Below are 15,146 nucleotides of genomic sequence, written 5' to 3' on the forward strand. Positions count from 1 at the left end.
GCATTAGCTGCTATGCAGCCATCAGACAAAAGGATAACCGCGATGAAGCATGAGTCAGTGCAGAATTACTATGGCGAAGTCTTGCAGGGCAGCTCGGACTTGCAGACAAACGCGTGTTGTACGCCTGATGACATGCCGGATCATGTCAAAAAGATCTTGTCGAAAATTCATGACGAAGTTCTGACGCGCTACTATGGCTGCGGTCTGATCGCTCCGCACGACCTTGAGGGGATGAGCATTCTGGATCTCGGCTGTGGTGCGGGACGTGATGTTTATGCCTTGTCCGCAATGGTAGGTGAAAAGGGGCGTGTTGTGGGTGTGGATATGACACCGGAACAGCTGGACGTCGCGCGGGCGCATCAGGACTATCACCCGCAGGCCTTTGGGCATTCTGCCAGCAATGTGGAATTCCACCATGGCTATATCGAAAAGCTGGATGAGCTTGACCTGGAACCCGGTTCTTTTGACATCATCGTCTCGAACTGCGTGATCAATCTGGCCACCGATAAAGAGGCTGTTTTGCGCGGCGCGCACCGGTTGTTGAAAGACGGGGGCGAGATGTATTTCTCGGACGTCTATTCAGACCGCCGCGTGCCCAAAGAGATGGCCGAGGATGAGGTTTTGTACGGCGAATGCTTGTCAGGCGCGTTGTACTGGAACGATTTTCTGTCGATGTCGCGCAAGGCTGGCTTTGGCGACCCGCGCCGGGTCACGCATCGTCCGCTGACTATTGAAAACGCGGTGCTCGAAGAGCGTGTTGCGCCTCTTAAATTCCTGTCCGCCACCTACCGCCTGTTCAAGCTGCCCGAGTTGGAGCCTGCGTGTGAAGATTACGGCCAGGCCGTGATCTACAAGGGCACCATCCCGAACGCCCCGCATCTGTTCGAACTGGATGATCACCACGCGATCGAGGCAGGTAGGGTCTTTCCTGTCTGCGGCAACACGTGGATAATGTTGAAAGACACCCGTTTTGCCCGGCATTTCGACTTCATTGGCGATTTCTCGACCCACTACGGGATTTTCGAAGGCTGCGGTGGTGAAAGCCCGTTTGAAGCCATGGGCGAGGCCCCATCCGGCAGCTGTTGCTGATCTCTTGCGCCTGAGGGGCGGGGTTGTTATCCCCGCCTAAGCCCGATGGAATTGATCGGGAAAGGCAACGGGGCCCATCGGTGACAGAAAACGCTACTCCTCCTCGGTTGGAAATCCGAAATCTGATCGCCCGGTATGAAGGGCGGGTTGTTGTGGATGACGTCTCGCTGACGGTGCGGGCGGGGCAGGTGACCTGTCTGTTGGGGCCTTCGGGCTGCGGCAAGTCGACAACCCTGCGCATGATCGCCGGGGTCGAGATGCAGGAATCCGGTGAAATCTATGTCGATGGCAAGTTGATCTGTGACACGGTGTTTCGTGTGCCGCCCGAACGGCGTGAAATAGGGCTGATGTTTCAGGATTTTGCCCTGTTTCCGCATCTCAGCGTTGCCGACAATGTGGCCTTTGGCCTGAAGGGGCATAGGGACGAAAAGCGCGCCCGCGTCGAAGCGCTGCTGCGCAAAGTCGACCTGATGCGTTTCGTCGATGACTACCCGCATCATCTGTCAGGTGGCGAGCAGCAACGTGTGGCACTGGCCCGCGCATTGGCCCCGCGTCCGCGGATCATGCTGATGGATGAACCTTTCTCGGGCCTCGACAACCGGTTGCGGGACGGCATTCGCGATGAAACGCTTGCGATCCTCAAGGAAGAGGACGCCGCAGTTGTTCTAGTCACGCATGAGCCGGAAGAAGCGATGCGCATGGCGGATGAAATCGCCCTGATGCGGCGTGGTAAAGTCGTGCAACAAGGCGCGCCCTACAACGTCTTTACCCGCCCGGCGGACAAGGCGGCGGTGGCGTTTTTTAGTGATATCAATGTTTTGCAATCCAAAGTGAATGGAGCCTTGGCCGAAACGCCATTCGGGCAATTTCTGGCACCCGGCGTTCCGGACAATACAGATGTCGAAATCGTATTCCGCCCTCAGCACGTGCGGCTGGACTTTGACCGTAACGGCAAGGGGCCGCTGCCGACACCGACCGACGGCGTTGCCGCGCGGGGCGTAGTCGAGCGGGCACGGTTTTTGGGCAACGAAAGCCTTGTTGAATTTCGGATGGACCATGACGGCTCGATCCTGAGGGCGACGGTGCCCAATGTCTTTGTTCCCAGTCCGGGACGGGTCATGTGGCTGACCATCCGACGTGACAGGTGTTTCGTTTTCCCGGTTTAGGCTGGAAAGCCACAGTTTAGCGCCAAGTGGTGCGCGAAAGCATCAGATTGGACGCGCGCTTTGCTTGCCGCGACGCGGGGGCGGGTCTATCAAGGGCAAAACGCCGGGTGGATGGGGCTTATGCGTATACTTCTGACCAATGATGACGGGATCAATGCCCCAGGGCTGATCGCACTTGAGGCGATTGCCGCCGATCTGGCAGGCCCGGATGGCGAGGTTTGGGTCGTGGCACCCGCGTTCGAACAATCGGGTGTCGGCCACTGCATCAGCTATACCCACCCGATGATGGTCGCCAAGCTGGGCGAACGCCGCTATGCCGCCGAAGGCTCACCCGCTGACTGTGTGTTGGCCGGGCTGCACGACGTCATGAAAGACACGCCGCCCGATCTGGTGTTGTCCGGTGTGAACCGCGGCAACAACTCGGCCGAGAACACGCTGTATTCCGGCACGGTGGGTGGGGCGATGGAAGCCGCCCTGCAGGGTATTCCTGCAATTGCCTTGTCGCAGTATTTCGGGCCGCGCAACCTGGGTCTGGATGATCCTTTTGAGGCTGCAACGCGTTACGGGGCCGACCTTGTGCGGCGAATACTGAAAGCAACGCCTGAAGAGCAGGGCGATTACCGCCTGTTTTACAACGTGAATTTCCCACCTGTGCCGGCGGATGAGGTTCTGGGGACGCGCATCGCGCCGCAGGGTTTTCGCCGGGATACCAATTTCTCGGTTGAACCGCACAGTTCGCCGTCCGGTCGGCGGTTCCTGTGGATCAAGGGCGGCTATCAGCATAACCCGACCGCACCCGGAACCGATGCGGCGGTTAACCTTGGGGGCTACATCTCGGTCACACCGATGCGTGCGGACCTGACGGCCCATGACGTTCTGGAACAACTGAAGTCGATCGAATGAGCGGACTTGATCCAGAAACAACCATGCAGTTCCTCTTTGCCCTGCGGTCGCGCGGGGTAACGGATGCGCGCGTTCTAGCTGCGATGGAACAGGTCGATCGGGGCCGTTTCGTCAAGGGTCTGTTCGCCGAGCGCGCTTATGAGGATACACCGCTGCCGATCGCCTGTGGCCAGACGATCAGCCAGCCTTCGGTAGTGGGGCTGATGACGCAGGCGCTGGATGTGCGCCCTCGTGACACGGTGCTGGAAGTTGGTACAGGGTCGGGCTATCAGGCCGCGGTTCTGTCCAAGCTAGCGCGCCGGGTCTATACGGTTGAACGTCATAAACGTCTGGTGCGCGAAACTGGCGAGCTATTTCGTGAATTGGGGATGACCAATGTGACGGCGATGCTGTCGGATGGGTCGTTCGGTTTGTCGGAACAAGCCCCGTTTGATCGTATCATTGTGACCGCCGCCGCCGAGGACCCGCCCGGGCCGCTCTTGGCGCAGCTCAAAATCGGCGGTATCATGGTTTTGCCGGTGGGACAGTCGGATGCGGTTCAGACTCTGATCCGGGTCAGACGCACCGAGACCGGCCTGGACTATGATGAATTGTTGCCCGTTCGGTTCGTGCCCCTGCTAGAAGGGCTTGGCAAAGACGGAGCGTAAAGAAATATTTCGCGATAAGCGCTGGAACCCCGGACAACAGGGGCAGGCGGTGAGGACAGTAAAATGAGAGCAGTTTCCAAATCAGCAGTCGCAGCAGGTGTAGCGTCTTTGGCGTTCCTCGCGGGATGCGAAGGCCCCATAGATTATGACCTGCGAGGCAACGTCGGCGGGTTTTCTACGGCCGATGCGGCGCAGGCGGCCACCGCGAACCGGCCTGCTCCGGATGCGCGTGGCGTGATCACCTATCCCAATTATCAAGTGGCCGTTGCGCGCCGGGGCGACACGGTTGGCGATGTCGCCGCCCGGGTCGGATTACCGGCAGCGGAAGTCGCGCGTTTTAACGGATTGCAAGCTGCGGACCAGCTGCGTGATGGCGAGGTGGTCGCCTTGCCCCGTACCGTCAGCGCGGCCAGCTCTGTCGATATCGCGACAATTGCAGGCACTGCGATTGACGCAGCTCCGGCGGATGGGTCGGTGCGCACATCGACGCTGGAACCGGCACAACCAACCGCCGCGCCTGCTCCGGCCCCTGCGCCGGCGGGACCCGAACCCATTCGCCACAAGGTCAAGCGCGGCGAAACCGCGTATACGATCGCGCGCCTGTATAACGTGCCGGTAGATGCCTTGGCCGAGTGGAACGGGCTGGGGTCGGACTTTACCGTGCGTGAAGGACAGTTTCTGCTGATTCCTATCAAGAACCAGCCTGCGCCCCGTCAGGAGGCGGCCGCCGTGACAACAGTCCCTGCGACTACGATCACCCAACCTGGGCAGGGATCGCCGACACCGACGCCACCCAGCGCGACGCAACCTCTGCCGGATGAAGTCATCAAGCCCGCCGAGCCCGCGCCAGACGTGACCGCCGAAGCGCCAACTACGCAAAGCAATTCTGCGCTTGGACTGCCTGTCACAGGTACGATCATCCGCACCTATAAAAAGGGCTCGAACGAAGGCATCGACATTGCGGCCTCGCCGGGTAGCCCGGTTAACGCTGCCGCTGCGGGTACTGTTGCCGCAATCACGGCGGACGCGGATCAGGTGCCGATCATTGTGGTAAAGCACAACAGCGACCTGCTGACCGTCTACGCGAATGTCGAGAACATCACTGTGAAAAAGGGTGCTCGCGTCAAGCGCGGCCAAAAGATCGCCTCCTTGCGCGGCGGCGACAATGCCTACGTCCATTTCGAGGTGCGTAAAGGGTTCGAATCTGTCGATCCGGAACCCTATCTGCGGTGAGGGTTATGGCCCCGAGCGGGATGTGCCTTCTGCCAGAGTATTCGAGAGAAGACGAGACCTGTCAGGCGTGCGGGTCATAATCGCTAAGGCTCTTGCCGGGCTCGTCTGCGAAGACCTCGGGCAGGGGCAAGTTTGTTTCGATCAGGTCTATGCGAAAAACACGGAACCCCTGACGTAACTCGCACCATGCCGTCAGGGTCCAGACGCGCCCCCAGTATTCCATGTGCAGCGGGCGTATGACCCGATCAGTCAGAACGCCGTCGATCCGACGGTAAGACAGACGGAGTTTCTGGCGGGATTTGATGGCGGCGCGGATCGGGGCCATATGCGCCAGCCCACGCGCCGCATCGGCAAAGGGATAGACTGCAAATTTCCAACTGTCAGCCTCGGCCACTACTTGCGTGGGCAACACGGCATCGATCTTGTCGGCCAGCGACGTGGCTGCGGCCTTGAGGTCGGGGTCTGCGGCTTCGGCTACGATGGCCATACCGAGGTTCAACGCCTCAAGTTCGGCAGGGGTCAGGTTCAGAGGGGGCAGGGTGATCTGCTCACGCACCATGTAGCCCACGCCGCGTTCGCCCTCGACCGGGACGCCCGAGGCAACCAGCGTATCCATGTCGCGATAGATGGTGCGGACCGACACCTCAAGCCGGTCCGCGATGTCCTGCGCACGGTGCAGTCTACCGTCGCGCAGGATCTGGATGATATCGAACAGCCGATCAGAGCGGCGCATGGGATGTCCTGCTTGTCATGACGCTCCGATGGTCCAATGGATTGCATCGTGGCGCATAGTCACCGTGTCCGGCGCGATTGCAGCCATCACCGCAGGAGCGAAATCCTGCTTTGGAAAGGCTGCGGCGGCGGATTGAGCGCAATCCATGTCGGCCCAGATGACTGTGTCGGTCCAAAGCCCATCATCCCCTGCGCTGAGGCGTCGAAAGACAAAGCCGTCCGCGTTCCGAACAAAGGATTCTGTGCCTTTCATGATGTTCACGAAATCCTCCTTTGTTACATCGGCCGCGAGTTTGAAGGTTACGGTTTCTGCGATTTGTGTCACGTCATGCTCCTGTTTTGATGAGACAGGGCTGTTGTACGTGTTTACAACTGACATAAACCTGTCAGTTGAGAAATGCGAGTCCTCAAAAATCGCGTGATCCGTTCGTTTTTGGGCACAGAACCGGGCCGACACGCTTTTGCGATGGACCGCACGGGCGTAAACACAGTGCCAGATCACATTCCCGGCGCGCTTGCGCCGACTTCAAAGGAGAAGAGACATGCTTAACAATATCGGACTTCCCGGTCTTCTGCTGATTGCCGTTGTGGTGCTGGTGCTGTTTGGCCGCGGCAAAATCAGCTCGCTTATGGGCGAAGTGGGCAAAGGCATCACCTCGTTCAAGAAGGGCGTTAAAGAAGGTGCGGACGAGCTGGAGCAGGACGCGTCCGAGGTGGCCAAAGACGTCACGCCCGAGACAGACAAAGACAAGGTCTAAGCGCAGATGTTTGATCTGGGGTGGACCGAGCTTCTGGTCATCGGCGTTGTTGCCCTGATCGTTGTGGGGCCAAAGGATCTGCCGGTGTTGTTCCGCAATGTCGGCCGCTGGGTTGGCAAGGCCCGTGGCATGGCGCGCGAGTTCAGCAGCGCCATGAACGAGGCGGCGGATCAGGCGGGCGTGAACGAGATCAAGAAGGGTCTGAATGCGGCCACCAATCCCGTGAACACCGCCATGGACGGTGTCAAAGAAGCCGCGCAGGAAATGGCCAAGAGCATGGACCCGACCAAGTTCGACCCCGACAGCGAGACAGGCAAGCTGGCTGCTGAACGTGCCGAGCAGGCCAAGAAGATCCAGGCCTCGACCGCGCGTGCCGCTGCCGAGCGTAAGGCCAAAGAAGCTGCGGATGCGCTAGCCAAGGCTGAAGAGGCCGAAGCCGCGCTGAATACTGAAAGCAAGACATGAGCAATACCGACGAGATCGAAGACAGCTCGGCCCCATTGATCGAGCATCTGGCAGAACTGCGCACGCGGTTGATTCACTGCGTCGTGGCGTTTCTGATCGGGATGATAATCTGTTTCACGGTCGCTACGCCGCTGTTTAACTTCCTGACGAATCCCTTGTGTCAGGTACTTGCTGATCGCGGACAGGATTGTGGGCTGATCTTCATCTCACCGCAGGAAGGGTTCTTCGTCGCCATCAAGGTCTCGCTGCTGGGCGGCTTCATACTGGCATTCCCCTATATCGGGATGCAGATGTGGCGGTTCGTGGCACCAGGCCTGTACCGGACAGAAAAGAATGCGTTCCTGCCGTTCATGCTGGCGTCGCCGTTCATGTTCCTGCTGGGGGCAAGCTTTGCGTTTTACGTGGTCACGCCGCTGGCTTACGACTTTTTCCTGGGCTTCCAGCAGTTCGGAGCGGAAGGCGAGGCAGTGGTTGACGGCACGGTCACAGCGCCGCTGAGCGTGGTCTTCCAGGGCTCGGCACAGGAATACCTGAACCTGACGATCAAGTTCATCGTGGCCTTTGGGCTGTGTTTCCAGCTGCCGGTTCTATTGACCCTGATGGGCAAAGCCGGGTTGGTAACTGCCGAAGGTCTGGGGGGCGTGCGTAAATACGCTGTGGTTGCCATTCTGGTTCTGGCCGCGCTGGTGACACCGCCTGACGTGATCACGCAGGTCATCCTGTTCGTGGTCGTCTATGGGCTGTACGAGGTTTCGATCTTCCTGGTCGCACGTGTTGAGAAGAAGCGCGAGGAACAACTGCGCGCCGATGGATACTATGAAGACGAAGAAGAAGCGGATGAAGAGATCATTCAGGAAGAAGAAGGCAAGTAATCCTGATGATAGGTAACAATCAGGCGCGCCCGTTGGGGCGCGCCTTTTTTGTACGCGGCTCTTGTTGCACCCGGCAGAACATGGTTTGAAACCAGCAAAACCGACCGGAGGCGCCTATGAACGACCAAGCCCTGAACCGTATCGCTGACGCCTTGGAACGCATGGCACCGGCCCCATTGGCCGCGCCCGACTTCGAAGCTGCCCCGGCCTTTGTCTGGCAAGTCGAGCCGGACCGGCTGGAGTCGGTCAAACAGATCAACCGTGTCGATCTGGACCTGCTGGTGGGCATCAACCGCTCACGTGATACGCTGCTGGACAACACGCGCCGCTTTGCGGCCGGGTACAAGGCCAACAACGCGCTGTTGTGGGGCGCACGGGGCATGGGCAAATCCAGCCTCGTGAAAGCTGTCCACGGTACGTTGCAGGCGGAATTTCCTGACCTCAAACTGGTTGAACTTCAGCGTGAAGACATGGGCTCGGTCGCGCGTCTTCTCAACCATCTGCGGGCAGCGCCACACCGGTTCATCCTGTTCTGTGATGACTTGTCTTTCAGCCACGATGACCAGCATTACAAGTCGCTCAAGGCGGTGCTGGACGGAGGCATCGAGGGCCGCCCCGAAAACGTTGTTTTCTATGCGACCTCGAACCGCCGTCACCTGATGCCGCGGGACATGATCGAAAACGAACGCTCCAGCGCAATCAACCCGTCAGAGGCGGTCGAGGAAAAAGTCTCGCTCTCTGACAGGTTCGGCCTGTGGCTGGGCTTCCACCCCTGCGATCAGGATGAATACCTTGCGATGATCGATCGGTATTGCGCGGCTCATGGTGTATCCGTAGACGCCGATATCCTGCGCGCCGAGGCCATCGAATGGCAAGCCACTCGGGGCGGACGCTCGGGTCGCGTGGCGTGGCAGTTCTTTGTAGATCTGGCTGGGCGCAACGGCGTACATATCGCGTAGATCGCCCGCTTCAACTGGCCAAAAATATCCCCGCCGGACGCATGGCCTAAAGGGCTATTCCTATAACAGCGTCAGAATTCGGGCCGCCTCATCCGCAGGACTAGTCAACACATCGCGGTCTTCGCCGGGGTGGAACCGAGCGCGCACAGCCGTGGGCATCGGCGCGGGTTCCACGATCAACACGCGCGGACCCGTGCGTTCTGTCTCCACCGCCCAGCTGCGGGCAAGCGCCAGTTGCGCGGCCTTGGTTGCTCCATAGATGCCATAGAACTTCTCACCCGCTTTGGGATCGTCAAAAAACACCGCATGGCCGCTGTCGCCCAACAGGGGCGCAATATACGGGATCAGAACCGACGTGGCTGTTGCGTTGATGTTGACCGCCTTCGTCCATTCCTTGGGGTCCACGAAATGCACAGGCGTCAGGGCCGAGGTGTGGACTGCAGTGTGCATCCACAGATCAACTTTGCCCCATCGGTCATGGATTCCCCGGCACAGGGTCGCCATGGCGTTCGGGTCCGCGATGTCCATCGGCGCAAGCGTGGCCGCGCCACCTTTGGCTTTGATCCGGTCGTCTAACTCTTCCAGCCCACCAGTGGTGCGGGCAACGGCGACGATGTGATACTCGGGTGCCAGAGCTTCGGCCAGGGCAGCACCCAATCCGCGCGAAGCCCCGGTGATGAGGGCAATTTTAGTCTGATCGGTCATAAGGGCGGTTTGAACCCATGCGCGCAGGGCGTCAAGACAGATTAACTTCCGGGGATGACGATCCGCTTGGTCTGGCCGCTTTGTCGCAGCATGACGCCTTCGTCATCAATGGCAATCACAGTGCCTGACGACACCCGGCTGCCGGGCTTGACCTCTTTGACCCGGCCTGACGACAGGCGCACCAACGCACGCATGTCAGCTTTTGGACCAAAGACGCCCAGCACAGAGACTGAATTCTTCTTTAGCGCGCCCGTCTGTGTGGCCGCGTTTTTGACGTTGGCGTTTGACATAATTTTCGGCCTGGCCACGTTGGCCTGACCCCTTGTTTTATGAGTGGTTCGGCAAATGCGCTATCAAACGAAGGACAGGAACTAAAGAGGCGGGGATTGCGCGATAGCGCGGCTGAATAACTGCGCCGCCAAAGCTCCTGCAATTGCGGTTTCTTCATCGAAAAGTTGTGCGCGAAAACCAACCGATCAGGCGCGGCCCATACGTGAAAAGGCCCGCATCGCAATTGCGAAACGGGCCATCACTGCAGTCTGATTCGGGCGCGTACTCTTAGCCGGACGCCAGTTTGGCCGCATTCCAGGACCCGCCGGGCACCTGCATGTCCTGCTTTTTCTTGCTGACCCGGCTGCTGTTTTCGAGGCTGTCCAGATAGTCTTCGCTGACGCTGCCGGTAATGTAATTCCCGTCAAAGCACGAGCAATCGAAGGATTCGATATCCGGGTTACCTTCCTTGGCGGACCAAATCAGGTCATCGAGATCCTGATAGAACAGGGCGTCTGCGCCCAGCTCCTGCCGGATATCCTCAATGTTCTTACCGTTTGCGATCAACTCATGCTTTGTGGGCATGTCGATACCATAAACGTTGGGGAATTTTACCGGTGGCGAGGCGCTGGCGATGAACACCTTCTTGGCCCCGGCTTCGCGGCACATCTGAACGATTTTTTTGATCGTGTTGCCGCGCACGATGGAATCGTCGATCAGCAATACGTTATGGCCTTTGAACTCCAACGGAACGGCGTTCAGCTTGCGGCGCACTGATTTCTGCCGCTCTTCCTGACCGGGCATGATGAATGTGCGGCCTACATAGCGGTTCTTGACCAGACCCTCACGGTAAGGAATGCCCGTGGCTTTCGCGACCTCAAGTGCCACAGGTCGCGCGCTGTCCGGCACAGGGATGATGCGGTCTATCTCTAGCCCTGCAGCCTCAATCTGGCGCGCCAGCGTCTGACCCATACGCATCTGGGTTTTGTAGACCGAAACACCATCCAACAGCGAATCCGGACGGGCCAGGTAGACGTACTCAAAGATACAAGGGGTCAGCTGACCGTCGACTGCCTGGAACGTGTGCATGTTGCCGTCGAGGTCAATCAGGATGGCCTCACCCGGTTTCACATCACGCAGCTTTTCAAAGCCATTAATGCCGAATGCCACGTCTTCGGACGCAAAGGCATAGTCGTCGCCGTCCCCATCCACATCGCGCTTGGCAACTGACAGGGGGCGAATACCGTAGGGATCGCGGAACGCCAGCATACCAACGCCGGCCACCAGACAGATCACTGAATAGGCACCCTGAACGCGTTCCATTGTCATCTTTACACCGGCAAAAATATTGCGGATGGGTTCGGCATTGCCGTTGACCTTGATTGCGTCGGCCACTTTGTCCGCCAGAACATTCAGCAGAATCTCTGAATCCGAAGTGGTGCGCAGATGACGGCTGTATTTGGCGGTGACTTTCTCGCGCTGCTCGGCGGTGTTGGTGATATTGCCGTTATGGACCAGATAGATGCCATAGGGCGCGTTGACGAAAAACGGCTGCGCCTCAGCCGCGCTGAGCGATCCGGCCGTAGGATAGCGCACATGTCCCATACCGACCTGTCCCAGCAAGGTCTCGGCGTCACTGGCGTTAAAGACGTCCTTGACCAGCCCGTTCGCTTTCTTCTCACGGAAGAACTCACCGGTATAGGTCACGATCCCCGAGGCATCCTGACCCCGGTGCTGCAACATCAGCAGCCCGTCATAGATTTCGGCAAAGACATCATGTGTCCTGCTTGCGATCCCTAAAATGCCACACATGTACGGGCTCCAATTTCCATGACGTGTTTATGTTGATTAGGTGTGCGGGTCGGGCCGTCTGGACAGCGGTATCTGTACGCATTGTCGCCCGGCCGATTGGCGGCGCAAACACGCCAGCGTCGCAAGGGCGAGCGCGTAAGAAAACAGATACAGCAAGATCGGCAGCTCCGATTCCATGTCAGTTCGCCACTCACATAATGCCTAAGCGCGCCTGTGTCATCAAAGGATCACATTCGCGATTTGACGCATGCGGATTTTGTCAAAAACAACATGAAAAGGTGACAGGGACCGCAGGCATGTGGTGTCATGGTCGACATAGTGAGTTTTCGGCAATGATAAAGGTTCGATCGGATACCCGCCATGTGGCAGCACAAACAAGGAAACAAAAAAGAAGAACCGGTAAAGCGCCGGTGTCACCGATGCAGGGGTATGGGGCGGGCACCTTGCCAGATCTGTAACGGATCGGGAGAGGTTATCAAAAGTCGCGACATTCACGGAAAGCCGATATTCAATCGCTGCGACGGCTGTTTCGGTTTGAAGACGATTAGATGCACGGTTTGTGCAGGCGAAGGGTTCGTCTGAACTCGAAGATTTACTAAGCAAAAATAAACGGGTGTAGCTGCGAACCAGTGCCCTTTTTTGTCGAAAAGATATCTCGAAAACTCTTCAGCTAATTGTTTTTGTACCGGGCTCTGACAAGCGGGTATCTGGTGAGTCTGGTCGGGCGCCCGGAATGGGACCGGATTAGACGTGATTTCCTTCCACAGTGCGCCATCAGCGTCAGTTTTTGGGGTTTTGGTGTCATTGTGATACAATCCTAGCGTTGAGACTCTCTGGTAGCTCAACGGGAAAAGTAGTCATTACAATCTCGGATTTGTCGAAAAGGATGTGTTTCATGTCTTACGGACTTTGTAATTTTCAACTCAAAAGTGTGCGTTCATTTCTGAGCGTGGCAGTCATTGCTGCAGGCTTTGGAGCCATGACGACGACAACAGCGTTTGCGCAGGTGTTCATGACTCAGGAAGAGCTTCTTGCCACAATACCTGGCGGCCAGTTGTCTGGCGTCTCTAACAATGACGGAAAGACGCCGTGGATTCAGGCATATAGCAAGGCAACAAGCAAGAAGAACGGCAAACTCAACGGGCTTTGGGACGGTAAGGACAAATACACGGGGGACTGGTTCGTCAAAAACGATCAGTGGTGTGAGAAAGGGAATTGGGGGCAAAAGTGCTGGAGCGTCGAACGCATCGGCGCAAATGAGTTTCGGATCTACGAAAACGGACAACCGAAAAAGAACACTTGGAAACTCAAGTAGAAGTGCGCTTTTAGGAGGATTTTGATCGGGATGTGTGGGTTTTTTGAAGACCCGGCAAGACACCCAAGAAGTACTTAATGACAACCGTTCAGGGAAAGATCTTCCAAACAATTACAAAAAAAGCACGGGCACAAACGAAAACGAGCCGCCGGCAAAGCGGCGGCTCGTTTCAACAATTGCAGCATGGGTGGCACCCGTGCCAGGCATTTATTCCGTAGTCGTGGGAGCTGTCAGATCCTCGGCCGGTGCGGAACCTTCTGCGCAGCTGGCGACCAGTTCTTCATATTGGCGGGTGACCCAGCCAAGAGCCGCTTCGGGGTTCTGTTCTTCGATCTTGTCGCTGAACTGTTCGAACACTTTGGCCGAGCGGCTTTCGTCAACGATCGTATAGGACTGACCCGTCATCACCGTGTCATAGACAAAGAACGCGATGGCAACCAACAGGATGCCGCGGGCGATGCCGAAGAAGAAACCAAGTGCCTGATCCAGTCCGCCCAAAGCAGATCGCTGGACGATCGACGAAAACAGGGGCGTAAAGATGCTGACAATAATAAGTGCAACTGCAAACACTGCAGCAAAGCCCGTGATGACGGACAATTCACAGCTGTCGCGCAGAAAATCCCCAACAACCGGGATCTCTTTGACCAGTGGCACCGCTTGGGGTGCAAAGATAAAGGCCAGCACTGCGGCTGCGACCCAGCCTGCGATGGCCAGAACCTCACGTAAGAAGCCGCGCGAATAGGCAAGAATGCCTGAAACGACGACGATCAGGGCAACGACCCCGTCAATTATTGTAAAACCTTCCATGGCCCTCGCCTGTTTTTTTCTGCCCCTCAGGGGGCGACTTTAACCTGCTCCGAAGGTTTCGCCAACAAACCCAACCAAATCAGAGGGTCGGGTGAGTGTCAGACCTGCCACAGTACCGGTTTTGCCGCCCGCTGGAGCGATTGCCGATGTGAAACCAAGTTTTTGGGCTTCTTTCAACCTGTTTTCGGTCTGTGGGGCCGGTCTAAGTGCCCCAGATAACGAGATTTCTCCGAAAACAACGGTATCTGCGGGCAGGGCTGTGTCTTCTCGGGCACTCAGAAGGGCTGCGGCAACGGCCAGGTCTGCGGCGGGTTCACCAATTTTCAATCCGCCGGCGACGTTGAGATACACATCGAGACCCGCAAAAGGGATGCCGCAGCGTGCTTCGAGCACGGCGAGGATCATCGCCAACCTGCCACTGTCCCAACCAACAACGGTCCGGCGCGGTTGTGAATGCGGGGACGGGGCTACAAGCGCTTGTAATTCAACCAAAACGGGGCGTGTGCCTTCGATCCCGGCAAATACGGCCGACCCAGGGCTGGGTGTGCCGCGCTCGGACAGAAACAAGGCCGATGGATTGGTTACCTGTGCCAGGCCTTTGCCTGTCATTTCGAACACGCCGATCTCGTCCGCAGGGCCAAAGCGGTTCTTGACCGCCCGCAGAATGCGGAACTGATGGCCGCGCTCTCCTTCGAAGTATAGGACTGTGTCCACCATATGTTCGACCACGCGGGGACCTGCAATTTGGCCTTCTTTAGTGACGTGGCCGACCATGATGATTGAAACACCGTGTCGTTTCGCAAACGTGGTCAATTCATGCGCCGCGGCACGGACTTGTGACACCGAGCCCGGTGCGCTGTCCACATTGTCGGCCCACATGGTCTGAATCGAGTCGATGATGGCCAGACCGGGTTTCTCAGCCTCAAGCGTCGTCAGTATGTTCCGCAGGTTGGTTTCGGCGGCTAGTTGAACAGGTGCGTCCTCTAGACCCAGACGGCGCGCGCGCATGCGCACCTGAGCGCTGGCTTCTTCGCCAGACACGTAAACCGTCTTGACGCCAGCACGTGCAAACCGCGCTGCGGCCTGTAACAGCAACGTCGACTTGCCGATACCTGGATCGCCCCCAACCAGCAGGGCCGAGGCCGGGACCAGACCGCCACCCAAAACGCGGTCCAGTTCTTCTACGCCGCACAAGGTGCGCGGCGGCGGTGTTTCCTCGGTCGACAAGTCCGTGAGTGTAATGCACTGGCCACGTTTGCCGCCGAGGGATTTCTTTGCAGGGCCAGCCGAAAGAGGCACGTCTTGCGTGATTGTGTTCCATTCACCGCAGCCGTCGCACCGCCCGGACCACCGGGAATGCGTTGCGCCACAGGCCGAGCAGGAGAAAGTTGTCTTTGCCATTCGGCCTTGGTG

At 58.0% G+C, this 15,146-nt stretch carries 18 protein-coding genes; 10 read left to right on the plus strand and 8 right to left on the minus strand.

Annotated features, from left to right (window positions below; all coding sequences use genetic code 11):
• Nucleotides 1-42: 42 nt before the first annotated feature.
• From DK510_RS08705 to DK510_RS08725, 5 genes are all read left to right on the plus strand, one after another.
• Nucleotides 43-1,089, plus strand: a complete 1,047-nt coding sequence (locus tag DK510_RS08705; RefSeq protein ID WP_109311747.1) for a methyltransferase domain-containing protein — start codon at nt 43-45, stop codon at nt 1,087-1,089.
• Nucleotides 1,090-1,169: 80 nt separating this feature from the next.
• Nucleotides 1,170-2,255 carry an ABC transporter ATP-binding protein gene (locus DK510_RS08710; RefSeq protein ID WP_234998988.1) on the plus strand — a complete coding sequence of 362 codons (1,086 nt, stop codon included), beginning with the start codon at nt 1,170-1,172 and terminating at the stop codon, nt 2,253-2,255.
• A gap of 120 nt (nt 2,256-2,375) precedes the next feature.
• Nucleotides 2,376-3,158 carry a 5'/3'-nucleotidase SurE gene (gene surE, locus DK510_RS08715; RefSeq protein ID WP_109311890.1) on the plus strand — a complete coding sequence of 261 codons (783 nt, stop codon included), beginning with the start codon at nt 2,376-2,378 and terminating at the stop codon, nt 3,156-3,158.
• Entirely contained in the window at nt 3,155-3,805 is a 651-nt protein-coding gene (locus DK510_RS08720; protein WP_058271826.1) for a protein-L-isoaspartate(D-aspartate) O-methyltransferase, read from the plus strand. Before surE ends, DK510_RS08720 begins: the two co-directional genes overlap by 4 nt.
• Nucleotides 3,806-3,868: 63 nt before the next feature.
• Nucleotides 3,869-5,038, plus strand: coding sequence for a LysM peptidoglycan-binding domain-containing M23 family metallopeptidase (locus tag DK510_RS08725; RefSeq protein ID WP_109311749.1), 1,170 nt, complete (start codon nt 3,869-3,871; stop codon nt 5,036-5,038).
• 61 nt (nt 5,039-5,099) lie between these two features.
• On the opposite strand, the gene DK510_RS08730 is transcribed toward DK510_RS08725, so the two are convergent.
• A complete protein-coding gene (locus tag DK510_RS08730) occupies nt 5,100-5,771 on the minus strand; it encodes a YafY family protein (protein WP_109311750.1) in 672 nt (223 codons plus the stop codon).
• A 15-nt stretch (nt 5,772-5,786) separates the two neighbouring features.
• Entirely contained in the window at nt 5,787-6,095 is a 309-nt protein-coding gene (locus DK510_RS08735; RefSeq protein WP_058278112.1) for a hypothetical protein, read from the minus strand.
• Nucleotides 6,096-6,312: 217 nt separating this feature from the next.
• On the opposite strand from DK510_RS08735, the gene DK510_RS08740 reads away from it, so the two are divergent.
• The 4 genes from DK510_RS08740 to DK510_RS08755 all read left to right on the plus strand — a co-directional run bounded on the left by DK510_RS08740 (nt 6,313) and on the right by DK510_RS08755 (nt 8,824).
• Nucleotides 6,313-6,528, plus strand: a complete 216-nt coding sequence (locus DK510_RS08740; protein ID WP_058271822.1) for a twin-arginine translocase TatA/TatE family subunit — start codon at nt 6,313-6,315, stop codon at nt 6,526-6,528.
• Between the two features lie 6 nt (nt 6,529-6,534).
• Entirely contained in the window at nt 6,535-6,993 is a 459-nt protein-coding gene (gene tatB, locus DK510_RS08745; protein WP_058271821.1) for a Sec-independent protein translocase protein TatB, read from the plus strand.
• Nucleotides 6,990-7,865, plus strand: coding sequence for a twin-arginine translocase subunit TatC (tatC, locus tag DK510_RS08750; RefSeq protein WP_109311751.1), 876 nt, complete (start codon nt 6,990-6,992; stop codon nt 7,863-7,865). The genes tatB and tatC overlap by 4 nt, the downstream gene beginning before the upstream one ends.
• Nucleotides 7,866-7,981: 116 nt before the next feature.
• On the plus strand, nt 7,982-8,824 hold the full coding sequence (locus DK510_RS08755) for an ATP-binding protein (protein ID WP_109311752.1): 843 nt from the start codon (nt 7,982-7,984) through the stop codon (nt 8,822-8,824).
• 60 nt (nt 8,825-8,884) lie between these two features.
• Here DK510_RS08755 and DK510_RS08760 read toward each other — a convergent pair whose 3' ends face one another.
• From DK510_RS08760 to DK510_RS22775, 4 genes are all read right to left on the minus strand, one after another.
• Nucleotides 8,885-9,529, minus strand: coding sequence for an SDR family oxidoreductase (locus DK510_RS08760; protein ID WP_109311753.1), 645 nt, complete (start codon nt 9,527-9,529; stop codon nt 8,885-8,887).
• Between the two features lie 41 nt (nt 9,530-9,570).
• On the minus strand, nt 9,571-9,819 hold the full coding sequence (locus tag DK510_RS08765) for a hypothetical protein (RefSeq protein WP_058271935.1): 249 nt from the start codon (nt 9,817-9,819) through the stop codon (nt 9,571-9,573).
• 268 nt (nt 9,820-10,087) lie between these two features.
• Nucleotides 10,088-11,611 carry an amidophosphoribosyltransferase gene (purF, locus tag DK510_RS08770; protein WP_058271817.1) on the minus strand — a complete coding sequence of 508 codons (1,524 nt, stop codon included), beginning with the start codon at nt 11,609-11,611 and terminating at the stop codon, nt 10,088-10,090.
• A gap of 36 nt (nt 11,612-11,647) precedes the next feature.
• Nucleotides 11,648-11,788 carry a hypothetical protein gene (locus tag DK510_RS22775; RefSeq protein ID WP_160116486.1) on the minus strand — a complete coding sequence of 47 codons (141 nt, stop codon included), beginning with the start codon at nt 11,786-11,788 and terminating at the stop codon, nt 11,648-11,650.
• Nucleotides 11,789-12,506: 718 nt separating this feature from the next.
• On the opposite strand from DK510_RS22775, the gene DK510_RS08780 reads away from it, so the two are divergent.
• Nucleotides 12,507-12,926, plus strand: coding sequence for a hypothetical protein (locus DK510_RS08780; RefSeq protein WP_160116487.1), 420 nt, complete (start codon nt 12,507-12,509; stop codon nt 12,924-12,926).
• A gap of 207 nt (nt 12,927-13,133) precedes the next feature.
• Here the strand turns inward: DK510_RS08780 and DK510_RS08785 are convergent, their stop codons facing one another.
• The gene (locus DK510_RS08785; protein WP_058271814.1) at nt 13,134-13,733 is read right to left on the minus strand and encodes a CvpA family protein; all 600 of its coding nucleotides are present in this window, start codon (nt 13,731-13,733) and stop codon (nt 13,134-13,136) included.
• 39 nt (nt 13,734-13,772) lie between these two features.
• Nucleotides 13,773-15,134, minus strand: a complete 1,362-nt coding sequence (gene radA / locus DK510_RS08790; protein ID WP_109311891.1) for a DNA repair protein RadA — start codon at nt 15,132-15,134, stop codon at nt 13,773-13,775.
• Nucleotides 15,135-15,146: the final 12 nt, after the last annotated feature.

Source organism: Ruegeria sp. AU67 (genome assembly GCF_900312795.1).
GTDB lineage: Bacteria > Pseudomonadota > Alphaproteobacteria > Rhodobacterales > Rhodobacteraceae > Ruegeria > Ruegeria atlantica.

Bases quoted from the DNA above. Each gene is read 5' to 3' on its own strand.
- DK510_RS08705 (WP_109311747.1), top strand. From the start codon at position 43: ATGAAGCATGAGTCAGTGCAGAATTACTATGGCGAAGTCTTGCAGGGC.
- surE (WP_109311890.1), top strand. From the start codon at position 2,376: ATGCGTATACTTCTGACCAATGATGACGGGATCAATGCCCCAGGGCTG.
- DK510_RS08720 (WP_058271826.1), top strand. From the start codon at position 3,155: ATGAGCGGACTTGATCCAGAAACAACCATGCAGTTCCTCTTTGCCCTG.
- DK510_RS08725 (WP_109311749.1), top strand. From the start codon at position 3,869: ATGAGAGCAGTTTCCAAATCAGCAGTCGCAGCAGGTGTAGCGTCTTTG.
- DK510_RS08730 (WP_109311750.1), bottom strand. From the start codon at position 5,771: ATGCGCCGCTCTGATCGGCTGTTCGATATCATCCAGATCCTGCGCGAC.
- DK510_RS08740 (WP_058271822.1), top strand. From the start codon at position 6,313: ATGCTTAACAATATCGGACTTCCCGGTCTTCTGCTGATTGCCGTTGTG.
- tatB (WP_058271821.1), top strand. From the start codon at position 6,535: ATGTTTGATCTGGGGTGGACCGAGCTTCTGGTCATCGGCGTTGTTGCC.
- tatC (WP_109311751.1), top strand. From the start codon at position 6,990: ATGAGCAATACCGACGAGATCGAAGACAGCTCGGCCCCATTGATCGAG.
- DK510_RS08755 (WP_109311752.1), top strand. From the start codon at position 7,982: ATGAACGACCAAGCCCTGAACCGTATCGCTGACGCCTTGGAACGCATG.
- DK510_RS08760 (WP_109311753.1), bottom strand. From the start codon at position 9,529: ATGACCGATCAGACTAAAATTGCCCTCATCACCGGGGCTTCGCGCGGA.
- DK510_RS08765 (WP_058271935.1), bottom strand. From the start codon at position 9,819: ATGTCAAACGCCAACGTCAAAAACGCGGCCACACAGACGGGCGCGCTA.
- purF (WP_058271817.1), bottom strand. From the start codon at position 11,611: ATGTGTGGCATTTTAGGGATCGCAAGCAGGACACATGATGTCTTTGCC.
- DK510_RS22775 (WP_160116486.1), bottom strand. From the start codon at position 11,788: ATGGAATCGGAGCTGCCGATCTTGCTGTATCTGTTTTCTTACGCGCTC.
- DK510_RS08780 (WP_160116487.1), top strand. From the start codon at position 12,507: ATGTCTTACGGACTTTGTAATTTTCAACTCAAAAGTGTGCGTTCATTT.
- DK510_RS08785 (WP_058271814.1), bottom strand. From the start codon at position 13,733: ATGGAAGGTTTTACAATAATTGACGGGGTCGTTGCCCTGATCGTCGTC.
- radA (WP_109311891.1), bottom strand. From the start codon at position 15,134: ATGGCAAAGACAACTTTCTCCTGCTCGGCCTGTGGCGCAACGCATTCC.